Below are 19,809 nucleotides of genomic sequence, written 5' to 3'. Positions count from 1 at the left end.
CGCGCCTCTTCGAGGCTGTCGAAGCCGTGCAGCGCGAGCGCCGCGCGGTTCCAGTTCGACAGCACGCTGTCGAGCTGGCACATCACCAGCCCCTCGCCGAGGTTGTCGAACACCGTTTCCAGCTGCGCGCGGCTCTCGTACAAGGCCTGCTCGGCGCGCTTGCGCCCGGTGACGTCGGTCAGCACGCCATGCCACACCGTGCCGCCGTCGGCCTCGGGCAGCGGCGTCGAATGCGATTCGATCCAGCGCTCGCCGCGCCGCGGGTGCAGCACGCGGAACTCGCAGCGCCAGGGCGTGCCCTCGCGGCGCGAGCGCGAGACGCTGTCGTTCACGCGCTGCAGGTCGTCCGGGTGCACGCAGCGCACCAGCCCGTCGGCGCATTCGCGCAGTTCCTCGGCCGACAGCCCGTAGACCTCGTCGGCCAGGCGCTCGCTGCCGAACGGGAAGCTGAAATGCCCGTCGGGCGCGATGCGGAAGGTGTGGATGATGCTGGGGGCGATGGCGGCGATCAGGGCCAGCCGGTCACGCTCATCCCGCAGCGCGGCGCGCGCCTCGCGCACCTCGGCTCCGTGTTGACGGTCGTTGTCCATGGCTTGCTCCGCATGCGACACGCCCACCCTGATGCTGCGGCCATGATGTCACGGCCCGCCCGCGGCGAGGGGATGGAAACTCCCTAAACTCGCGGCATGGCACGCAAGGACCACGCGTCGGAGACCCCGGCCACGCAGCTGCTGCGGCAGCGCAGCATCAGCTTCACCGAGCACCTGTACGACTACGTCGAGCACGGCGGCACCACCGAGTCGGCGCGCCAGCTCGGCGTCGACGAGCACCACGTCGTCAAGACGCTGGTGATGGAGGACGAGAAGGCGGCACCGCTGATCGTGCTGATGCACGGCGATCGCCAGGTCAGCACCAAGAACCTGGCGCGGCAGATCGGGGCGAAGAAAGTCGCGCCCTGCAAGCCCGAGGTGGCGCAGCGCCACAGCGGCTTCCTGGTCGGCGGCACCTCGCCGTTCGGCACCCGCAAGGCGATGCCGGTGTACGTCGAATCGACCATCCTCGCGTTGCCGCGCATCTACATCAACGGCGGGCGGCGCGGCTACCTGGTCGGCATCCCGCCATCCGTGCTGACCGCGCTGCTGGCCGCGCAGCCGGTGCAGTGTGCCGGTGCAGAATAGGCGCCCCGGGCCCCAGCCACTTCCTGCCAGACGCCGCATGCAGACCCTCACCACCGTTGCCGCCGTGATCGCGGCCTACCTGATCGGTTCGTTGTCGTTCGCCGTGATCGTCAGCCGGGCCATGGGCCTGAACGATCCGCGCAGCTACGGCTCGGGCAACCCCGGCGCCACCAACGTGCTGCGCTCGGGCAACAAGACCGCCGCCATCCTGACGCTGCTGCTCGACGCGCTGAAGGGCTATGTGCCGGTGCTGCTGGTGCTGCTGTTCGGCGCGCGCTTCGGGCTGCAGGAGGGCACGGTCGCGCTGGTCGGGCTGGCCGCCTTCGTCGGCCACCTGTGGCCGGTGTTCTTCCGCTTCAAGGGCGGCAAGGGCGTGGCCACCGCGGCCGGCGTGCTGCTTGCCTTCAACCCCTGGCTCGGCGCCGCGACGCTGCTCACCTGGGTCATCATCGCGGCGTTCTTCCGCTACTCGTCGCTGGCCGCGCTGGTGTCCGCGGTGTTCGCGCCGGTCTACCAGCTGCTGATCTGGGACGGCGGCGCCATTGCGGCGGCCATCGTCGCGATGAGCCTGCTGCTGATCTGGCGCCACCTGCCCAACATCCAGAAGCTGATCGCCGGCACCGAGAGCAAGCTGGGCAGCAAGAAGCCGGCGCCGCCGGCCGCAGCGGCCACCGCCCACAAACCGAAGAAGCACCCGCCAAAACATCACCACGGAGCCAAGCCATGACCCACGCCGTGCGGCGTTTCCACGTCGAGGACCGCTATTCCGACATGGCCATCCACCATGGCACGGTCTACCTCGCCGGCCAGGTGCCCGACGACACCACGCAGGACATCCGGGGCCAGACGCGCCAGGTGCTGGCGATGGTCGACAAGCTGCTCGCCGAGGCGCACACCGACAACGCGCACATCCTGATGGCGCAGATCTTCCTGGCCGACATGGCCGATTTCGCCGGCATGAACGAGGTCTGGGACGACTGGGTCGCGCCCGGCGACGCGCCGCCGCGGGCCACCGTGCAGGCGAAGCTGGCCAACCCGGCCTACCGCATCGAGATCGTCGTCACCGCGGCACTGAAGGCCTGAGCCGGCAGCGGAAATACCCCTGCCGGCGTCGATGCGGCTTGTGGATGCGAACTGTTCGCATTTACACTGGCCGCATGCACACCATCACCACCACCCAGCCCCTCGCCGCCGGCAGCCTGCCGGTGGCGTCCGCCCGACTGAACGGTGCCTCGCGCACCGGCGTGCCGGTTCGCCGACTCACCAGCGAAGAGGTGCTGGATGGCGAGAAGGAGGTCATCATCAAGCATGGCGACTCCGAATACCGGCTGCGCCTGACCTCGCTCAACAAGCTGATCCTGACCAAGTGATCCGCTGGCGTCGCCCGCACGTGCCGTAAGTCGCGCGGGCCGGCTGACGCCGCTCAAGTCGGCGTCAGCCCCGCCGATAGCCTCCTGATCCTCAGGAGACAACATGAAATTCGTCAACCGAATGAAGATCGGGACGCGGTTGGGGGTGGGCTTCGGCTTCGTGATCCTGTTGCTGGCGCTGATCACCGGCGTGGCCGTGTCGCGCATCCGTGCCATCAACGCGGCGACGGCCGAGATCGTCAGCGACGGCTACGGCCAGATCGCGCTGGCCAACGAGATCGACCGCGGCGTCAACAAGCAGGCCAACCATTTGCGCAGCGCGGTGCTGGCCGTCGGCGACGATGCCGAGGTCAAGGCCTACATCACGAAGGTGAGCGAGGCCACGCGCGAGATCGGCAAGACCAAGGAGAAGCTTGCCGCCACCGGCAGCACGCCCCAAGGCGACGAGCTGCTGAAGGCCTTGCAGGAAAGCGGCGAGGCCTATGTCAAGAAGCGCCAGAAGGTCGTCACGCTGCTGCAGGCCAACCTGCCGGACGCGGCGCGCAGCTTCCTGCTGAAGGAAGTCAAGCCGCTGCAGGACGCCTACCTGGCGGCCTCGCTCGACCTGGTGCGCTACCAGGAAACCCGGATGCAGGAAGCCGCCGCGCAGGCCGAAGCCGCCGGGCGCACCGCCAGCATCGTGACCATCGCGCTGGCCGGCATGGCCGGGCTGTGCGGCATCGTCATCAGCCTCGTGATCAGCCGTTCGATCACCGGCGCGCTGCGGCGCGCGGTGCAGGTGGCCGAGACCGTGGCGGCCGGCGACCTGACCTCGCGCATCGAAGTCCACAGCGGCGACGAGACCGGCCAGCTGCTGAGCGCGCTGCAGGCGATGAACGACAGCCTGGTGCGCGTGGTCGGCACGGTGCGGGCGGGGTCCGACAGCATCGCCACCGGCTCCAGCGAGATCGCCGGCGGCAACGCCGACCTGTCGCAGCGCACCGAGGAGCAGGCGTCCAACTTGCAGCGCACGGCCGCGTCGATGGAGCAGATCACCGCCACCGTGCGGGCGAATGCCGACACCGCGCGCCAGGCCACGCAGCTCGCCAGCTCGGCCAGCCTGGTGGCGGTGCAGGGCGGCGAGGTGGTGGGCCGGGTCGTGACGACGATGGACGAGATCAGCGCCAGCTCGCGCAAGATCGGCGACATCATCGGCGTGATCGACGGCATCGCGTTCCAGACCAACATCCTGGCGCTCAATGCGGCCGTCGAGGCGGCGCGTGCCGGCGAGCAGGGCCGCGGCTTCGCGGTGGTCGCGAGCGAGGTGCGCAGCCTGGCCCAGCGCAGCGCGCAGGCGGCGAAGGAGATCAAGGCGCTGATCGGCGCCAGCGTCGAGAAGGTCGCGGCCGGTGCACAGCTGGTCGGCGATGCCGGCTCGACCATGAAGGACGTGGTGGCGCAGGTGAAGCAGGTGGCGGTGCTGATCGGCGAGATCAGCAATGCCACCGGCGAGCAGACCGCCGGCATCGGCCAGGTCAGCGAGGCGGTGACGCAGATCGAGCAGGTGACGCAGCAGAACGCGGCGCTGGTCGAGCAGTCGGCCGCGGCCGCCGACAGCCTTCAGCAGCAGGCGGCGCGGCTGGTGGATGCGGTGCGCCTGTTCAAGCTGAACGGCGACGAGCAGCTCGCGCCGGCCTGATTCAGGCGACGACCAGGCCCAGCAAGGCCGGGTCGCCCCGGCCGAGCCGCCCCAGCACCGGCTCCTCGCCGGTCAGGTCGACGACCGTCGTCGGCTCGCGCGGACAAGCCCCGGCGTCGACCACCGCCTGCACCTGCCCCTGGAAGCGCTCGCGGATCTCGTCCGGGTCGTTCAGCGGCTCCGTCTCGCCCGGCGGGATCAGCGTGGTCGACAGCAGCGGTTCGCCGAACATCTCCAGCAGCTCCTGCAGCATCTTGTGGTCCGGCACGCGCAGTCCGATGGTGCGGCGCGACGGGTGCGAGACGCGCCGCGGCACCTCCTTGGTCGCCTCCAGGATGAAGGTGAACGGCCCCGGCGTCGCATGCTTCATCAGCCGGTACTGCTTGTTGTCGACGCGCGCATAGCTCGACAGCTCGGACAGGTCGCGGCACAGCAGCGTCAGGTGGTGCTTGTCGTCGACGCCGCGGATGCGACGCAGGTTCTCGGCCGCCGCCTTGTCGTCCAGGTGGCAGACCAGCGCGTAGCTCGAATCGGTGGGCACCGCGGCGATGCCGCCGGCATGCAGGATCTGCGCGGCCTGCTTCAGCAGGCGCTGCTGCGGGTTGTCGGGATGGACCTCGATGTACTGGGGCATGGGCCGCGATGCTAATCCGCGATCGTGTCGGCCGCCACTGTGGACGTCGCGGGTTGCGTCGCCGTCTGCCGCATGTTGAGCCAGGCGCTGGCCGCGCCGCACACCGCGATCACGCCCATGCCGATCCAGGCCCAGCCGTCCGGCACGTAGCGGAACACCGCCCAGCTCACTGCCGCGGCGACGCCGATCTGCAGGTAGATGAAGGGCATCAGCGTCGCCGTCGGCGCCAGCCCCAGCGCGAGGATCAGGAACAGGTGGCCGACCGTGCCCAGCGCGCCGATGGCCAGCAGCAGCGCCAGCTGCTGCGGTGGCGCCGCCAGCAGCACGCCGTCGGTGTCGATCGCGCTGAACGCGAGCACCGGCGTCAGCGCCAGCGCGCCGGTCAGGCCGGTGTAGAAATGCGTGGTGTAGGGGCTCTCCAGCGCCGACAGCTTGCTGGTCAGCACCTGGAAGCTGGCGTAGGTCAGCGCGCCGGCGAGCGGGAACAGCACCGCCCAGCCGAACAGCCCGCTGCCCGGGCGGATCACGATCAGCGCACCGGCAAAGGCCGCGGACACCAGCGCCCAGCGCAGCGCCGACACGCGCTCGTGCAGCACCCAGTACGCGAGCAAGGTCACCACCACCGGCGTCAGCATGTTGATCGCGGTGAACTCGGCCACCGGCATCTGCTGCACGCCGAAGAAGCTGAGCGCGCTGGTGGCCAGCAGCAGCGCGCCGCGCGCCAGCTGGAAGCGCGGGTGCTCGCTGCGAAAGCCTGCTGTCTTCGAGCGCAGCAGCCAGATCCCCATCGACACCGCCTGGAACGCATAGCGCGCCCACAGGATCAGCAGCACCGGCAGGAAGGCGCCGAGGTACTTGATCGTCGTGTCCATGGTGGCGAAGCACAGCGCCGCCAGCGCGATCAGCGCGATGCCCCGCGCGGGGCGCTGCTTCTTCAACACCGCGCTTTCACGAAGGAAGCTGCACCCGGTCGGCCAGCGCCTCCCACACCGGCGTCAGCCGGCCCGGCAGCGGCGGCAGCGTGCCCAGGTCGACGTGGCTCTCGTCGGGGCTGTGGAAGTCGGAGCCGCGCGACGCGAGCAGGTCGAACTCGAGCGCCATGTCGGCGTACTTCAGGAAATCGGCCGTGCCGTGGCTGCCGGTGATCACCTCGACGCCGCGCCCGCCATGGGCCTTGAACTCGGTGAAGAGCGCGTACTCCTCGTTGGCGGTGAACTTGTAGCGGCCCGGGTGGGCGATCACCGCGATGCCGTGCGCGTCGTGGATCCAGCGGATCGCGTCCCCCAGCTTTGCCCAGCGGTGCGGCACGTAGCCGGGCTTGCCCTCGACCAGGTACTTGCGGAAGACCTCGTGCGTGTCCTGGCAGGCGCCGGTCTCGACCAGGAAGCGCGCGAAGTGCGTGCGCGAGATCAGCTCCGGGTTGCCGACGTACTTGAGCGCGCCGTCGTAGGCGCCGCGGATGCCGACCATCGCGAGCCCGTCGGACATCTCGCGTGCACGCTGTTCGCGCCCGCCGCGCGTGGCCGCCAGGCCGGCGGTGAGCGCGGGGTTGTCGGCATCGAAGCCGAGGCCGACGATGTGCACCGTGATGCCGGCGAAGGTGACCGAGATCTCGGTGCCGGTGAGGTAGGGGAGCCCGAGCGCCAGCGCCGCATCGCGGGCCCGCTGCTGGCCGCCGACCTCATCGTGGTCGGTCAGCGCCCACAGCTCGACGCCGTTGGCCTTGGCGCGCGCGGCCAGTTCCTCGGGTTGCAGCGTGCCGTCCGACACCGCGGAATGGCAGTGCAGGTCGGCGTTGGTCCATACAGCAGGTTGGCTCACAGGGGGATTGTAGGGAGCCGCCGTCCGCCGTGCCCCGATAGGGTTGTCGCCCGGATGCCCATCCGGGACGCACGTCAGGGCACGACCCGCAGCAAGCGCCCCGGGCTGTTGTCCGTCAGCAGGTACAGCAGCCCGTCCGGCCCTTGCCGCACGTCGCGGATGCGCTCGTGCAGATCGGCCAGCAGGCGTTCTTCCTTCACGATCCTGTTGCCGTCGAGTTGCAGCCGCACCAGCCGCTGCCCGGTCAGCGCACCGACGAACAGGCTGCCTTTCCAGCCCGGGTAGCGGTCGCTGGTCAGGAAGGCCATGCCGCTGGGCGCGATCGACGGCACCCACACCGTCAGCGGCTGCGCCATGCCGGCCTTCGCCTTGCCTTCGCCGATCGGCGCGCAGCTGCCGTACTCGCAGCCGTAGGTGATGACCGGCCAGCCGTAGTTGGTGCCGGCTTCGTCGAGGTTGACCTCGTCGCCGCCCTGCGGGCCGTGCTCGTGCGTCCACAGCGCGCCGGTCTGCGGGTGCAGCGCCGCGCCCTGCATGTTGCGGTGGCCGTAGCTCCAGATCTCGGGCTTGGCACCGGCGTTCTGGACGAACGGGTTGTCGGCCGGCACGCGGCCGTCGGCCTCGATGCGCACCACCTTGCCGAGGTGGTTGGACAGGTCCTGCGCATCGTCGCGGCGGTTGAAGCGGTCGCCCATCGTGACGAACAGCCGCCCGTCGCGCGCGAACACCAGCCGCGAGCCGAAGTGCGCACTGCTGCGCACCTTCGGGCTTTGCCGGAAGATCACTGCCACGTCGACCAGCCGGTCGCCCTGCAGCCTGCCGCGCGCGACCGCGGTGCCGTTCTTGTCGGCGTCGTCGCCGCTGCCGGCCTCGGCGTAGCTCCAGTAGACGAGCTTGTTGCCCGCGAACTTCGGGTCGATCGCCACGTCGAGCAGGCCGCCCTGGCCGCGTGCATCGACCGCCGGCAGGCCGGCCAGCGGCTCGCCCAGCGTGCCGTCGGCCGCGATCACGCGCATGCGCCCCGGCCGTTCGGTGACCAGCATGCGGCCGTCGGGCAGGAAGGCCAGGCCCCACGGGTTCTGCAGGCCGCGCGTCAGCGTGACGGTGTCCAGCGCGTGCGCAGCCAGCGCCGCCAGGCTCAGCAGCGCCGCCAGCGCGGCATGGATCCAGGGCTTGCGCATGCTCATCCCACTCCTTCGACGACCATCTGGATGCGCTGCTGGCCGTTGTAGTCGTCGACCCGCAGCTGGTAGGCCAGCCGCACGCGCGTGCCGACCGGCTCGGTGTGGCCGAACCATATCGCGTCGCGCAGTGCGCCGGCATGCCGCACCGACAGCTTCAGGTGCTTCTCGCCGACCAGCCGCTGCGACACCACCTCGACCTCGTCGCAGAACAGCGGTGGTTCGAAGGACTGGCCCCAGACCTGCGCATCGAGCGAGCGCACCGTCTCGGCGTTGAAGTACTGCGCCGGCAGCGGCCCGTCGGTCAGCAGCGTGCGCGACAGCGTGGCCGCATCGAGCCACTCGCGCGCCACCTGCTGCAGCGCGCCGTCGAAGGTCTCGAAATCCTCTTCGGCCAGCGTGCAGCCGGCCGCCATCGCATGGCCGCCGAAGCGCTTGAGCACGCCCGGGTGGCGCTTGGTCACCAGGTCGAGCGCATCGCGCAGGTGGAAGCCGGCGATGGATCGCCCCGAGCCCTTCAGCAGGCCGTCCTGCCCGAGCGCGAACACGAAGGTCGGACGGTGCAGCCGGTCTTTCAGGCGCCCGGCGACGATGCCGACCACGCCTTCGTGGAACTCGGGGTCGTAGATCGAGAGTGCCGCCGGCGCATCGCCCTCGGGCATCAGCGTCTCGAGCATGGCCTCGGCCTGCTCGCGCATGCCGGCCTCGACCTCGCGGCGCTCGCGGTTGATGCCGTCCAGCGTCTGCGCCAGCTGCACGGCGCGCGCCGGGTCGTCGGTGAGCAGGCATTCGATGCCCAGCGACATGTCCGACAGCCGCCCGGCGGCGTTGATGCGCGGCCCGAGCGCGAAGCCGAAATCGAAGCCGCTGGCGCGCGACGCATCGCGCCCGGCGGCGCTGAAGAGCGCCGCCACGCCGGCCTGCATCTTGCCGGCGCGGATGCGGCGCAGGCCCTGCGCGACCAGCCGGCGGTTGTTGGCATCGAGCTTGACGACGTCGGCGACGGTGCCGAGCGCGACCAGGTCGAGCAGCGCATCGAGGCGCGGCTGCTGTTCGGCGGTGAACGCGCCGCGCGTGCGCAGCTCGCTGCGCAGCGCCAGCAGCACGTAGAACATCACGCCTACGCCGGCGAGGTTCTTGCTCGCGAAACCGCAGCCGGGCTGGTTCGGGTTGACGATCACGCTGGCGTCCGGCAGCACCACCTGCTCGCCTTCCTTGGCCGGCAGGTGGTGGTCGGTGACCAGCACGTCGAGGCCGAGCGCGCGCGCGTGCGCGACGCCGGCGATGCTCGCGATGCCGTTGTCCACCGTCAGCAGCAGGTCGGGCCGCAGGCCCATCGCCAGGTCGACGATGGTCGGCGTGAGGCCGTAGCCGTGCACCGCGCGGTCGGGCACCACGTGCTGCAGCGTGCCCGGCGCGGCGCCCAGCAGCGCCAGGCCGCGCAGCGCGACGGCGCAGGCGGTGGCGCCGTCGCAGTCGTAGTCGGCGACGACGCAGATGCGCTTGCGCGCGGCGATGGCGTCGGCCAGCAGCACCGCCGCGGCCGGGGCGCCGAGCAGCTCGGTGGGCGGGATCAGTCGTGCCAGGCCGTCGTCGAGCTCGTCGTTGTGGCGCACGCCGCGCGCCGCGAACAGCTGGGCCAGCAGCGGGTGCACGCCGGCCTGCTCGAGCGCCCACACGGTGCGCGGCGGCGCGTYGCGGCGGGTGATCTGCACGCCGGCCGCCATCACAGCGCCTCCAGCACGGCCGCAGGCGCGCTGCCGCCGAAGCGCCGCGCCACGCGGGCCAACCAGCCCTGCGGCTGCGCATCGAAGCGCTGCGCGAAGCGTTCGCCGCACAGCGTCAGCGAGACCGGGGCGCCGGCATCGTGGCGTTCCAGCAGCGTGCGCAGCGGCCCGGCATCGAGCGCGCGCCAGGCCTCGGCCCAGTCGGACCAGTCCTCGCCCAGCAGCGGCGCGCGCAGCCGGCCATCGATGACGAGCCCGGCGCTGTCGGCCGCCGGCTGGGCGCGGCCACAACCGCTGAGCCAGAACGAGTTGACCGGCAGCGCGCCGATGCCGGCGCGGTGGTCGTTCAGGGGCTGCTGGTAGAGCAGCATCTGCACCTCGTTCTGCAGCCGCCGGATCAGCCGCGCCTGCGGGTGGCTGCCCATCCACAGGTCGAGGTTGCGGCCGATCACGCGGTCGAGCGATGCGGTGGGCAGCCCGTCCAGCGAGTCGTGCGACGCGTACCAGCGCATCGGCGAGCCCCAGGCCAGCTGCCAGCCTTCGCCGTCGAACAGCGGGCGCACCGCCTCGAACAGCGCCTGCGATTCCTGCGCGCTCAGGTGCAGCGAATCCGGGTAGCCGACGCTGACGTGCTCGGCGCCGACGTGCCAGTGCACCGGCGTCAGCAGGCCCCAGGCGGCATCGCCGGTGGCCACGCCGTCGGCCGCGGCCGCGTGGGCCGCCCAGGGCAGGCAGCCGTCCGGCGCCTGCCAGCCGAGCAGCCGGGCGTGGGCCTGCTCGGCCGGGGTGCTGAGGGAATATTCGTCGCTGCCCAGCCGGTCGCCGGGGGTCATGCGGGGCAGCAGGCGCTGCAGGTGGGGAAGGGCCAGGCCGCGCAGGGCCGGCAGGCCAGCGTCGGAAAGCGTGCTGGCGCAGGGGATCAACAGGTGCATCGGTGGATTATCGGACGCGCGCACCGTCACCGCCGCGTCATCGCCCTGCCACCACCGCGTCATCCCGCTGGGCGAAGCTGGGCGTCCATGCAAAGAGACGCTTTTCTTCGCGCGTGGACCGGTCCTTCGGACAACCCCGGGGACGACGAAGAACCGTCCGCCGATCGCCGGCGCTACCGCAGCGTCTGGATCTCCGACCTGCACCTGGGCACGCCCGGCTGCCAGGCGAAGGCGTTGCTCGATTTCCTGAAGCACGTCGAGTGCGACACGCTGTTCCTGGTCGGCGACATCGTCGACGGCTGGCAGCTGCGCCGCAGCTGGTACTGGCCGCAGGCGCACAACGACGTGGTGCAGAAGCTGCTGCGCAAGGCGCGCAAGGGCACGCGCGTCGTCTTCATCCCGGGCAACCATGACGAATTCGCGCGCCGCTACGTCGGGCACGAGTTCGGCGGCATCGAGGTGGCCGAGGAGTGGGTGCACGAGACCGCCGACGGCCGCCGGCTGTGGATCATCCACGGCGACCTGTTCGACGGCGTGATCCAGTGCGCCAAGTGGCTGGCGCACGTCGGCGACACGCTGTACGAGTTCACGCTGAAGCTGAACCGGCACCTGAATTCGCTGCGCGCGCGCCTGGGGCTGCCGTACTGGAGCCTGTCGAAGTACCTGAAGCTGAAGGTCAAGCGGGCCGTCAACTTCATCGGCGACTTCGAGCAGGCGGTGGCGCGCGAGGCGCGCCGGCGCGGCATGCAGGGCGTCGTCTGCGGCCACATCCACCATGCCGAGCTGCGCGACATCGACGGCATCACCTATGCGAACGACGGCGACTGGGTCGAGAGCCTGACCGCGCTGGTCGAGCACGCCGACGGGCGGCTCGAGATCGTCGACTGGGCGCAGGTGCTGCGCGACCGCGCGCCGGCACCCACGACCGCTGTGACGGTGGCGGCATGAAGATCCTGCTGGTCACCGACGCGTGGAAGCCGCAGGTCAACGGCGTCGTCACGACGCTGGTCGAGCTGCAGCAGGGGTTGGCGGAACTCGGCCACGAGGTGGTGATGATCGAGCCGTCGGGCTTCAGGCGCTTTGCCTGCCCGGGCTACCGCGAGATCGAGCTCGCGTGGCGACCCGGCCGCGAGGTGGCACGCCGCATCGACGCCGCGCAGGCCGACGCGATCCACATCGCGACCGAAGGCCCGCTTGGCGGCGCGGCCCGTGCGCACTGCCTCAAGCGCGGCCTGGCGTTCACGACCGCCTTCCACACCCGTTTCCCCGAGATCCTGGCGCGTGCGCTGCACCTGCCCGAAAGCTGGGGCTACGCCTGGTTCCGCCGCTTCCATGCGAAGTCCAGCGGCATCATGGTGCCGACCGCCGGCATGTACGACATCCTGCAGGGTTACGGATTCAAGCCGCTGCGCCGCTGGTCGCACGGTGTCGACCTGGGCCTGTTCGAGCCGGTGCCCGGGGCTGACTTCGGGCTGCCGCGGCCGGTGTTCCTTCACGTCGGGCGCCTGAGCTACGAGAAGAACCTGGAGGCCTTCCTCGACCTGGACCTGCCGGGCTCGAAGGTGGTCTACGGCGTCGGGCCGCTGCAGGAGCGGCTGCAGCGCGAGTACCCGCAGGTGCACTGGCGCGGCGTGGTGACGCGGCCCGAGCTGGCCCGCATCTACAGCGCCGCCGACGTGTTCGTGTTCCCCGGCCGCTCCGAGACCTTCGGGCTGGTGATGCTGGAGGCGCTGGCCTGCGGCACGCCGGTCGCCGCCTACCCGGTGGCCGGCCCGCTGGACGTGGTGGCGCCGAAGCACGACGGGCGCGATGGCGGTGTGTTGCACGACGATCTGCGCAGCGCGGCACTGCAGGCACTGGAGATCCCGCGAGATCGCGCGCGCGAGCGGGCGCTGCAATTCGGCTGGGAGCCGGTCTGCCGCGAATTCCTCGGGCACCTGGTGCCGGCCGGTCCCGGCGCTGACATGGGTGTCACGAAACCGTCGCAAAAGCTTCATAAACTCGTCGGATGACCCCGTCGACCGTTTCGCCGCCGGCACCGCTGATGCCAGCGCTGCTGAACCGCGAACGCGCCATCCTCGAATTCAACCGCCGCGTGCTGGCCCAGGCCCGGCGCGAGGACGTGCCGCTGCTCGAGCGGCTGCGCTACATCTGCATCGTGTCGTCCAACATGGACGAGTTCTTCGAGGTCCGCTTCGCCGACTACATCGAGGCGGTGCGCCAGCCGGGCGCCGGCGTGTCGGCGCGCGACCTGGCCAGCGTGGCCGCCGATGCCCACCTGCTGATCGACGACCAGTACCGCTGCTTCAACGACGAGGTGATGCCGGCGCTGAAGCTGCAGGGCATCCAGATCCTGAACCACAGCGAGCGCAACGAGGCGCAGCGGCGCTGGGTCGACAACTTCTTCCAGCGCCAGGTGCGCCCGCTGTTGGTGCCGGTGGGGCTGGACCCGTCGCACCCGTTCCCGCAGGTCGCCAACAAGTCGCTGAACTTCATCGTCCGCCTGGGCGGCAAGGACGCCTTCGGGCGCGAGAACACCATCGCGATCGTCAAGGTGCCGCGCGTGTTGCCGCGCGTGATGCGCCTGCCCGACGACATCGCCGGCAACGGCCAGGCCTTCGTGCTGCTGACGAGCGTGATCCGCGCGCACCTGGCCGATCTGTTCCCGGGGCGCGAGGTCGAGGCCTTCTCGCAGTTCCGGCTGACGCGCGATTCCGACCTGGCCATCGACGAGGAAGACGTCGCCAACCTGCGCCAGGCCTTGCGCACCGGGCTCACGACACGGCATTTCGGGCAGGCGGTGCGGCTGGAGGTGGTCAACACCTGCCCGCCGGAGCTGTCGGAATTCCTGCTGATGCAGTTCGCGTTGCCGCAGGCCGCGCTGTACCACGTCAACGGGCCGGTCAACCTGGTGCGGCTGAACGCGCTGATCGACGGCGCGGATGCGCCGGCGCTGCGCTTCCCGAAGCACGAGGCGCCGTGGCCGCAGGGCCTGCGGCACGACCAGTCGATCTTCGAGCGCCTGCGCAGCGGCGGCGACGTGCTGATGCACCACCCGTTCGAATCCTTCGAGCCGGTGATGCAGTTCCTGCGCGAGGCGGTCGAGGACCCCGACGTGCTGGCGATCAAGCAGACGATCTACCGCACCGGCAGCGAATCGCCGCTGATGGACCTGCTGATCGAGGCGGCGCGGCGCGGCAAGGAAGTGATGGCGGTGGTCGAGCTGAAGGCGCGCTTCGACGAGGAGGCCAACATCAACTGGGCCGAGCGGCTGGAGGCGGTGGGTGCGCAGGTGGTGTACGGCATCGTCGGGCTGAAGACGCATGCCAAGCTGCTGCTGGTGACGCGGCGCGAGGATGGCCGGCTGCGCCGCTACGGTCACCTGTCGACCGGCAACTACAACCCGAAGACGGCGCGCCTGTACACCGACGTCGGCTGCCTGACGGGCGACGGCGACATGACGGCTGACATCGACGCCGTCTTCCAGCAACTCGCCAGCCTGGGCAAGATGCGCCCGCTGCGCCAGCTGCTGCAGGCGCCGTTCACGCTGCACCGGCAGATGGTGCAGCACATCCACCAGGTGGCCGATGCGGCGCGCCAGGGGCGGCCGGCGCGCATCGTCGCGAAGATCAACGCGTTGACCGACGTGCCGCTGATCGAGGCGCTGGTGGCCGCCGGCCAGGCCGGCGCCGACATCGACCTGATCGTGCGCGGCGCCTGCATGCTGCCGCCGGGCATCCCGGGCCAGACCGACCGCATCCGCGTGCGCTCGGTGGTCGGGCGGCTGCTGGAGCATTCGCGCGTGCTGTACTTCCGCTGGGGCGAGGCAGAGGCGGACGAGGCCTTGTTCCTGTCGAGTGCCGACTGGATGGGGCGCAACATGTTCCGCCGCATCGAGGTGGCCTGGCCGGTGCGCGATGCCGCGGTGCGCCAGCGCGTGATCGACGAATGCCTCGTGCCCTACCTGCACGACGGCTGCGATGCCTGGACCCTGCACGCCGACGGCAGCTACGAGCGCGTCGGCACCGACGGACCGAGCGCACAGCGGGCCTTGCTGGCGCTGAAGCAACCGGGAGCGGCGTGATGGACCTGATCCTGTGGCGGCATGCCGAGGCGCATGTGATCAAAGACGGCCAGGACGACCTGGAGCGGGCGCTGACCGCCAAGGGCGAACGCCAGGCGCAGCGCATGGCCGAGTGGCTGAACCAGCGCATCGCGCATTCGACGCGCATCCTGGCGAGCCCGGCGCTGCGCACGCAGCAGACCGCGAAGGCGCTGGACAAGTCGTTCAAGACGCTGGCGGCGATCGCGCCGGAGGCGGCGCCCGAGGTGGTGCTGAAGGCCGTGCGCTGGGGCGAGGCCAGCGAGCCGGTGCTGGTGGTGGGTCACCAGCCGACGCTCGGCCAGGTGGCGGCCTTGCTGCTGACCGGCCAGCCGCAGCCGTGGGCGGTCAAGAAGGGTGCGGTCTGGTGGCTGCGCCAGCGCGAGCGCGAAGGTGGGGTCGAGGTGGTGCTGCAGGCCGTGCAGGGGCCGGACTGCCTGTAGCGCCGGCGCGCTGCCGCGTCAGTGCTGCGCGTTCAGCAGCGCGGTGAGTTCCGCAGAAATCTCGTGATCGCCGTGCAGGCATTGCTGCTGCTGCGCGGGAGTCAGGCGTTGCTGCGGCCCACGCCCTTGGCGCAGGACGTGGCCTTCGAACGGGCAGGTGTTCTGCATGCCCGGGGGGGTTCCAGGCGAAGACACAGGGTGCGCAAGCGCGCTGCCTCGAATCATGCATGTCATGGTTCACTCCTTCGCTTCGTCGGTTGAAACTCAAGCCATCGCCAGCTGGTCATCCATGTCGATGACCTCGGGGTTCTCGATGTCCGGGCCGGCTGCCGCCACCTCGGCCAGCGCACTCAGCTGGTCGAGGAAGGTCTTCAGCCACAGCGCGAACCGCACCTCGTCGAGCAGCGCCACCGGCGCGCTTGCCATCTGAAGCAAGGCACCGGTCGCCGCGTGCCAGCGCAGCGCCGACGAGAAGCCGTCGGCATCCATCTTCTCTTCGCTCGATTGCCAGCGCCCGGGATCGTCGCTCGGCGGGCCGAAGGGCATGCAGCCGGCTTCGGCGAACAGGTGGATGCGCGCCATCACGGGCTCGTGCAGCAGGCTCACGACGAACCTGTCGTCGACCACGAGTTGCACGTGGCCTTCTGCATCGCACTCGAAGCGGCCGCCGCCGATGCGGCGGGAGAAACCGTCCATCAGGATCCGCAAGGTGTCGCTCATGGGAACGTCAATCGGTTGTTGCAAGCCAGTCGTGCGGGCTGAGTAACGACCCGCCGGATCCGGTTCCCGGTGCACGCCAGACGATCGTCCCGGCCGGTTGTCAGTTGTTGACTTTTCGGAGGGCCGACTTGTGCGGCAATTCCTTACAGCGAGTGACACCCAGCGTCGATAGTCCTTGCGTGCAGTGACACATCGCCTGATCAACGACAGAAAGGTTTGCATGGCCTGGTTGAATGCCGAACGATTTGCCGCCGCGGTCCTGTGCGCGACGCTGGCCGGTTTCGCCGCCGGGCAGGCCTGGGCGCAGTCCGAGGAGCCGATCCGCCCGATCCCGCTCGACGTGCGGCTCGATGCGCGCAAGGTGGCTTTGGGCGACAAGCTGTTCCACGACAAGCGCCTGTCCGGCGACGACACGCTGTCGTGCGCGAGCTGCCACGCACTCGACCGCGGAGGCGTCGACGGCCGCGTCACTGCCATCGGCATCGGTGGCGCGGTCGGCCCGATCAACGTGCCGACGGTGCTGAACAGCAGCTTCAATTTCCGCCAGTTCTGGGACGGCCGTGCCGCATCGCTGGAGGAGCAGGCCGCCGGCCCGGTGCACAACCCGAAGGAGATGGGCAGCAACTGGGCCCAGGTGATCGGCAAGCTGTCGCGCGACAAGGCCCTGGTCGGGGCCTTCGGCGAGGCCTACCGCGACGGCCTGCAGCCGCGCAACATCCAGGACGCGATCGCCACCTTCGAGCGCTCGCTCACCACGCCCAACTCGCGCTTCGACAAGTACCTGCGCGGCGACAAGACCGCGTTGCGCGCCGACGAGCAGCGCGGCTACCTGCTGTTCAAGAACTACGGCTGCGTCGCGTGCCACCAGGGCGTCAACGTCGGCGGCAACATGTTCCAGGTGTTCGGCGTGATGGGCGACTACTTCGCCGAGCGCACGCTGACCGACGCCGACCTCGGCCGCTTCAACGTGACGCACGACCCCGCCGACAAGCACCTCTTCAAGGTTCCGAGCCTGCGCAACGTCGCCCTGACGGCGCCGTATTTCCACGACGGCTCGGCGCGCACGCTCGACGAGGCCGTCGACACCATGTTCAGGGTGCAGCTCGGCCGCCCCGCACCGCCGCAGGACAAGGAACTGGTCGTCAAGTTCCTGCGCACGCTGACCGGCGAGCTGCGCGGGCAGCCGCTCGAGCCGCGCAACCTGCCCTGACCGCCCCTGCCTGCGAAAGACACCGATGAACAAGAGACGCTGGTTCAATCTGCTGCTCGCCACCGTRCTGGTGGCGCTGCTCGGCCTGCTGGTCAGCCGCACGGCCGGCCTGGACCGCGGCGAGTACGGCGAGGTCGCCGCCGTGCTGCGCCAGCTCAAGCAGATCGATGCCGAATGGAACGTCGACGTGCTGCGCTCGAAGACGGGGTTGAACGCGAGCTACGACCCGGTCGCGAGCCCGCTGCCGGCGATGGAACTGCTCGAGGGCACGCTGCGCAGCAAGGCCGACCGCTTCTGGGGCGGCCGCGGCGACAGCCTGCAGCGCATCCAGCCGCTGATCGACAACTACCGCAAGGCGATGGACCGCAAGGTGCAGCTGGTCGACCGCTTCAAGTCGCAGCACTCCATCCTGCGCAACTCCACGCGCTACCTGCCCTTTGCCGCCAACGAGGCACTGCAGGCCCTGTTCGGCGAGCCCGAGGCGGCGGCGGGGGTCGATCACGTGCTGCTCAACGTGCTGATGTACGTCAACACGCCCGAGGCGACGTCGGGCCAGCTGGTCGAGGACAGCATCGCGCAGCTGCGCGTGGTCGCCCAGACCCTGCCGCCGGACGCGCAACGCGCCACCACCGGCTTCGCGGCGCATGCCGCGATGGTGCTGCGCCAGGAACGCGCCGGTGCGCGCCTGCTGGCCGAGCTGACCGCGCTGCCCACCGCCGCCGCGCTCGACGAACTGGCCGACATGCACGAGCTGGAGCACGAGAAGTTGCTGGCGGCCCAGCAGACCTGGCGCTGGGTGCTGGTCGCGTACTCGGTGCTGCTGCTGCTGGCGCTGGCGTATGCGGGCTGGCGCCTGTTCGCGAGCTACCGCCAGCTGAACCAGGTCAACCAGGCGCTCAGCCGCAGCAACGAGGAGCTGAAGGAGTCGCAGATGCACCTCGTGCAGTCGGAGAAGATGTCGGCGCTGGGCCAGATGGTGGCCGGCATCGCGCACGAGATCAACACGCCGCTCGCCTACGTGAAGGGCACCTTCGAGGTGCTGCGCGAACAGGTGGCGCCGGTGGCCGACCTGGCCAGCCAGAGCCTGAAGTTCTCGCAGATGCTGCACCTGCCGAGCACGCTGCGCGACAAGGTGCAGCTGCACGACGCCGCCCGCGAGCTCGACCGCAGCACCCGCGAGGTGGCCGGCAGCCGCGTGATGGACGAGATGGGCCAGCTGCTGGCCGACGGCATCCACGGCATCGAGCAGATCGCCGAGATCGTCACCAACCTGAAGAACTTCAGCCGCCTCGACCGCGCCAAGGTCAGCGAGTTCGCGGTCGAGGAGGGCCTGGAGAGCACGCTGCTGCTGGCGCGCAACCTGCTGAAGAACACGGTCGAGATCGAGCGCCGGTTCACGCCCGGGCTGCCGAAGATCCAGTGCTCGCCGTCGCAGGTCAACCAGGTGTTCCTGAACATCATCACCAATGCCGTGCATGCGATGCCCGAGGGCCGCGCGCAGCCCGGCGTCATCACGCTGAGCACCGCGCCCGAGGGCGACGACATGGTGCGCATCGAGATCCGCGACAACGGCACGGGCATCCCGCCGCAGGTGCTGCCGAAGATCTTCGACCCGTTCTACACCACCAAGCCGATCGGCAAGGGCACGGGCATGGGGCTGTCGATCTCGTTCAAGATCATCCAGGAGCACGGCGGCAAGATCCTCGTCGACACCGAGCCCGGCGTCGGCACCGTGTTCTCCATCCTGCTGCCGGTGCGCGCCCGCGAGGCGCAGCCGCGGCCCGCCACCTCCCCCTCGCAACCCCGCATGCAGCCCGCCGGCGAGCTGCAGCCTGCCTGACCGGAGCCCCCACCGTGACCTCGCAACGCAAAGCCCGCATCCTGTTCGTCGACGACGAGGAACGCATCATCAACCTGCTGCGCGTGATGTTCCGCAGCACCTACGAGGTGTTCACCGCCGGCGGCGGCGAGCAGGCCCTGCAGGTGCTGCAGCGCGAGCCGATCGACGTGATCGTCAGCGACCAGCGCATGCCCGGCATGCTGGGCGTGGAGCTGCTCGCGAAGGTGCGCATGCTGTCGCCGGCCACGGTGCGCGTGCTGCTGACCGGCTATGCCGACCAGGAGGCCATCGTCGGCTCGGTCAACGAGGGCCAGATCTTCCGCTTCATCACGAAGCCCTGGGACCAGGACGCGATCCGCGTGACGCTGGCCGAGGCCGCCGACATCGCGCTGATGCAATCGAAGCCCGCGCCCATCGTCACGCCGCCGGGATCGGCCGGGCGCGCCGGTCCGCAGGCGCCGGCGGGCGTGCTGATCCTCGACGACAACGACGACGACAGCGAGATGATCCGCCAGGCGCTCGCCGGCGAGCACCCGCTGTTCCGCGCCGCCAGCGTCAGCGTCGCGCTGCAGCTGCTGGCCCGCGAGAACATCGGCGTGATGGTCTGCGAATCGCAGGTGGGCGGCTGCGACACCGGCCAGCTGCTGCACGCGCTGAAGACGCATTTCCCGGCGCTGATGACGGTGATGCTGGCGCGCCACACCGATGCCGACGAGGTGGTGCGGCTGATCAACCAGGCGCGCATCTACCGCTTCGCCAGCAAGCCGATCCGCCCGGCGGTGCTGCAGCTGGCGGTGTCCGGCGCGATGAAGGAGCACCGGCGCTGCATGGCCGACTCGCGCCACGTCGCGCTGCAGCGCACGGTGCGGGTCGCCGAGCCGGACACCCCGGCCGCGCGCGGGCTGCTGCAGGCGATCAAGGCGATGACCTCGCGGCTGCGGCTCTTCAGCGCCTGAACATCCCCGACCCCCGG

21 protein-coding genes are annotated in these 19,809 nt (G+C 70.3%); 12 read left to right on the top strand and 9 right to left on the bottom strand.

What is annotated here, in order from left to right; genetic code table 11:
- Positions 1 to 590, bottom strand: a 590-nt coding sequence (locus AC1DYN_RS06615; protein ID WP_477958324.1) for a PAS domain-containing protein, incomplete at its 3' end; no start/stop codon positions are given.
- A gap of 96 nt (positions 591 to 686) precedes the next feature.
- Here AC1DYN_RS06615 and ybaK point away from each other — a divergent pair.
- From ybaK to AC1DYN_RS06590, 5 genes are all read left to right on the top strand, one after another.
- Positions 687 to 1,178, top strand: coding sequence for a Cys-tRNA(Pro) deacylase (gene ybaK / locus AC1DYN_RS06610; protein WP_477958323.1), 492 nt, complete (start codon positions 687 to 689; stop codon positions 1,176 to 1,178).
- A gap of 37 nt (positions 1,179 to 1,215) precedes the next feature.
- Positions 1,216 to 1,905 carry a glycerol-3-phosphate 1-O-acyltransferase PlsY gene (plsY, locus tag AC1DYN_RS06605; RefSeq protein ID WP_477958322.1) on the top strand — a complete coding sequence of 230 codons (690 nt, stop codon included), beginning with the start codon at positions 1,216 to 1,218 and terminating at the stop codon, positions 1,903 to 1,905.
- Positions 1,902 to 2,261: a RidA family protein gene (locus AC1DYN_RS06600; RefSeq protein ID WP_477958321.1), complete on the top strand. Its 360-nt coding sequence runs from the start codon at positions 1,902 to 1,904 to the stop codon at positions 2,259 to 2,261. Before plsY ends, AC1DYN_RS06600 begins: the two co-directional genes overlap by 4 nt.
- A gap of 74 nt (positions 2,262 to 2,335) precedes the next feature.
- Positions 2,336 to 2,548: a hemin uptake protein HemP gene (gene hemP / locus AC1DYN_RS06595; RefSeq protein ID WP_477958320.1), complete on the top strand. Its 213-nt coding sequence runs from the start codon at positions 2,336 to 2,338 to the stop codon at positions 2,546 to 2,548.
- Positions 2,549 to 2,651: 103 nt separating this feature from the next.
- On the top strand, positions 2,652 to 4,226 hold the full coding sequence (locus AC1DYN_RS06590; RefSeq protein WP_477958319.1) for a methyl-accepting chemotaxis protein: 1,575 nt from the start codon (positions 2,652 to 2,654) through the stop codon (positions 4,224 to 4,226).
- A gap of 1 nt (position 4,227) precedes the next feature.
- On the opposite strand, the gene AC1DYN_RS06585 is transcribed toward AC1DYN_RS06590, so the two are convergent.
- The 6 genes from AC1DYN_RS06585 to AC1DYN_RS06560 form a co-directional block, all read right to left on the bottom strand.
- Positions 4,228 to 4,860 carry an L-threonylcarbamoyladenylate synthase gene (locus AC1DYN_RS06585; protein ID WP_477958318.1) on the bottom strand — a complete coding sequence of 211 codons (633 nt, stop codon included), beginning with the start codon at positions 4,858 to 4,860 and terminating at the stop codon, positions 4,228 to 4,230.
- Between the two features lie 11 nt (positions 4,861 to 4,871).
- Positions 4,872 to 5,801: a DMT family transporter gene (locus AC1DYN_RS06580; protein ID WP_477958317.1), complete on the bottom strand. Its 930-nt coding sequence runs from the start codon at positions 5,799 to 5,801 to the stop codon at positions 4,872 to 4,874.
- A gap of 7 nt (positions 5,802 to 5,808) precedes the next feature.
- Complete coding sequence (locus AC1DYN_RS06575) at positions 5,809 to 6,681, bottom strand: 3',5'-nucleoside bisphosphate phosphatase (protein ID WP_477958316.1); 873 nt, start codon at positions 6,679 to 6,681, stop codon at positions 5,809 to 5,811.
- 74 nt (positions 6,682 to 6,755) lie between these two features.
- Positions 6,756 to 7,862 carry a PQQ-dependent sugar dehydrogenase gene (locus AC1DYN_RS06570; RefSeq protein ID WP_477958315.1) on the bottom strand — a complete coding sequence of 369 codons (1,107 nt, stop codon included), beginning with the start codon at positions 7,860 to 7,862 and terminating at the stop codon, positions 6,756 to 6,758.
- Positions 7,863 to 7,864: 2 nt separating this feature from the next.
- On the bottom strand, positions 7,865 to 9,589 hold the full coding sequence (recJ, locus tag AC1DYN_RS06565) for a single-stranded-DNA-specific exonuclease RecJ (RefSeq protein WP_477958314.1): 1,725 nt from the start codon (positions 9,587 to 9,589) through the stop codon (positions 7,865 to 7,867).
- A complete protein-coding gene (locus AC1DYN_RS06560) occupies positions 9,589 to 10,521 on the bottom strand; it encodes a hypothetical protein (RefSeq protein ID WP_477958313.1) in 933 nt (310 codons plus the stop codon). The genes recJ and AC1DYN_RS06560 overlap by 1 nt, the downstream gene beginning before the upstream one ends.
- An 87-nt stretch (positions 10,522 to 10,608) precedes the next feature.
- On the opposite strand from AC1DYN_RS06560, the gene AC1DYN_RS06555 reads away from it, so the two are divergent.
- From AC1DYN_RS06555 to sixA, 4 genes are read left to right on the top strand one after another with little or no spacing between them, the layout of a single operon-like run.
- Positions 10,609 to 11,469, top strand: a complete 861-nt coding sequence (locus AC1DYN_RS06555) for a UDP-2,3-diacylglucosamine diphosphatase (RefSeq protein WP_477958312.1) — start codon at positions 10,609 to 10,611, stop codon at positions 11,467 to 11,469.
- A complete protein-coding gene (locus AC1DYN_RS06550) occupies positions 11,466 to 12,533 on the top strand; it encodes a glycosyltransferase family 4 protein (RefSeq protein ID WP_477958311.1) in 1,068 nt (355 codons plus the stop codon). Before AC1DYN_RS06555 ends, AC1DYN_RS06550 begins: the two co-directional genes overlap by 4 nt.
- Complete coding sequence (ppk1, locus tag AC1DYN_RS06545) at positions 12,530 to 14,605, top strand: polyphosphate kinase 1 (RefSeq protein WP_477958310.1); 2,076 nt, start codon at positions 12,530 to 12,532, stop codon at positions 14,603 to 14,605. The genes AC1DYN_RS06550 and ppk1 overlap by 4 nt, the downstream gene beginning before the upstream one ends.
- On the top strand, positions 14,605 to 15,066 hold the full coding sequence (sixA, locus tag AC1DYN_RS06540; RefSeq protein WP_477958309.1) for a phosphohistidine phosphatase SixA: 462 nt from the start codon (positions 14,605 to 14,607) through the stop codon (positions 15,064 to 15,066). The genes ppk1 and sixA overlap by 1 nt, the downstream gene beginning before the upstream one ends.
- An 18-nt stretch (positions 15,067 to 15,084) precedes the next feature.
- Here the strand turns inward: sixA and AC1DYN_RS06535 are convergent, their stop codons facing one another.
- Positions 15,085 to 15,234, bottom strand: a complete 150-nt coding sequence (locus AC1DYN_RS06535; RefSeq protein ID WP_477958308.1) for a hypothetical protein — start codon at positions 15,232 to 15,234, stop codon at positions 15,085 to 15,087.
- Between the two features lie 96 nt (positions 15,235 to 15,330).
- On the bottom strand, positions 15,331 to 15,786 hold the full coding sequence (locus AC1DYN_RS06530) for a type III secretion system chaperone (RefSeq protein WP_477958307.1): 456 nt from the start codon (positions 15,784 to 15,786) through the stop codon (positions 15,331 to 15,333).
- A gap of 220 nt (positions 15,787 to 16,006) precedes the next feature.
- Here AC1DYN_RS06530 and AC1DYN_RS06525 point away from each other — a divergent pair, with 220 nt between their 5' ends.
- Genes AC1DYN_RS06525 through AC1DYN_RS06515 form a run of 3 tightly spaced genes read left to right on the top strand, consistent with a single transcriptional unit; the run spans position 16,007 to position 19,792 of the window.
- The gene (locus tag AC1DYN_RS06525; protein WP_477958306.1) at positions 16,007 to 16,996 is read left to right on the top strand and encodes a cytochrome-c peroxidase; all 990 of its coding nucleotides are present in this window, start codon (positions 16,007 to 16,009) and stop codon (positions 16,994 to 16,996) included.
- 25 nt (positions 16,997 to 17,021) lie between these two features.
- Positions 17,022 to 18,836 carry a DAHL domain-containing protein gene (locus AC1DYN_RS06520; protein ID WP_477958305.1) on the top strand — a complete coding sequence of 605 codons (1,815 nt, stop codon included), beginning with the start codon at positions 17,022 to 17,024 and terminating at the stop codon, positions 18,834 to 18,836.
- A 14-nt stretch (positions 18,837 to 18,850) separates the two neighbouring features.
- Positions 18,851 to 19,792, top strand: coding sequence for a response regulator (locus AC1DYN_RS06515; protein ID WP_477958304.1), 942 nt, complete (start codon positions 18,851 to 18,853; stop codon positions 19,790 to 19,792).
- Positions 19,793 to 19,809 lie beyond the last annotated feature (17 nt).

It is taken from the genome of Rhizobacter sp. P2_D12, from assembly GCF_056404395.1.
The sequence above is the reverse complement of the archived record's forward strand: the minus strand, read 5'-3'. Positions and strand labels throughout refer to the sequence as shown.

Coding starts and splice junctions, on each gene's coding strand:
- AC1DYN_RS06550 (WP_477958311.1), top strand. CDS start 11,466: ATGAAGATCCTGCTGGTCACCGACGCGTGGAAGCCGCAGGTCAACGGC.
- AC1DYN_RS06590 (WP_477958319.1), top strand. CDS start 2,652: ATGAAATTCGTCAACCGAATGAAGATCGGGACGCGGTTGGGGGTGGGC.
- AC1DYN_RS06530 (WP_477958307.1), bottom strand. CDS start 15,786: ATGAGCGACACCTTGCGGATCCTGATGGACGGTTTCTCCCGCCGCATC.
- sixA (WP_477958309.1), top strand. CDS start 14,605: ATGGACCTGATCCTGTGGCGGCATGCCGAGGCGCATGTGATCAAAGAC.
- ppk1 (WP_477958310.1), top strand. CDS start 12,530: ATGACCCCGTCGACCGTTTCGCCGCCGGCACCGCTGATGCCAGCGCTG.
- ybaK (WP_477958323.1), top strand. CDS start 687: ATGGCACGCAAGGACCACGCGTCGGAGACCCCGGCCACGCAGCTGCTG.
- AC1DYN_RS06560 (WP_477958313.1), bottom strand. CDS start 10,521: ATGCACCTGTTGATCCCCTGCGCCAGCACGCTTTCCGACGCTGGCCTG.
- AC1DYN_RS06555 (WP_477958312.1), top strand. CDS start 10,609: ATGCAAAGAGACGCTTTTCTTCGCGCGTGGACCGGTCCTTCGGACAAC.
- AC1DYN_RS06585 (WP_477958318.1), bottom strand. CDS start 4,860: ATGCCCCAGTACATCGAGGTCCATCCCGACAACCCGCAGCAGCGCCTG.
- plsY (WP_477958322.1), top strand. CDS start 1,216: ATGCAGACCCTCACCACCGTTGCCGCCGTGATCGCGGCCTACCTGATC.
- hemP (WP_477958320.1), top strand. CDS start 2,336: ATGCACACCATCACCACCACCCAGCCCCTCGCCGCCGGCAGCCTGCCG.
- AC1DYN_RS06600 (WP_477958321.1), top strand. CDS start 1,902: ATGACCCACGCCGTGCGGCGTTTCCACGTCGAGGACCGCTATTCCGAC.
- AC1DYN_RS06525 (WP_477958306.1), top strand. CDS start 16,007: ATGGCCTGGTTGAATGCCGAACGATTTGCCGCCGCGGTCCTGTGCGCG.
- AC1DYN_RS06570 (WP_477958315.1), bottom strand. CDS start 7,862: ATGCGCAAGCCCTGGATCCATGCCGCGCTGGCGGCGCTGCTGAGCCTG.
- AC1DYN_RS06535 (WP_477958308.1), bottom strand. CDS start 15,234: ATGCAGAACACCTGCCCGTTCGAAGGCCACGTCCTGCGCCAAGGGCGT.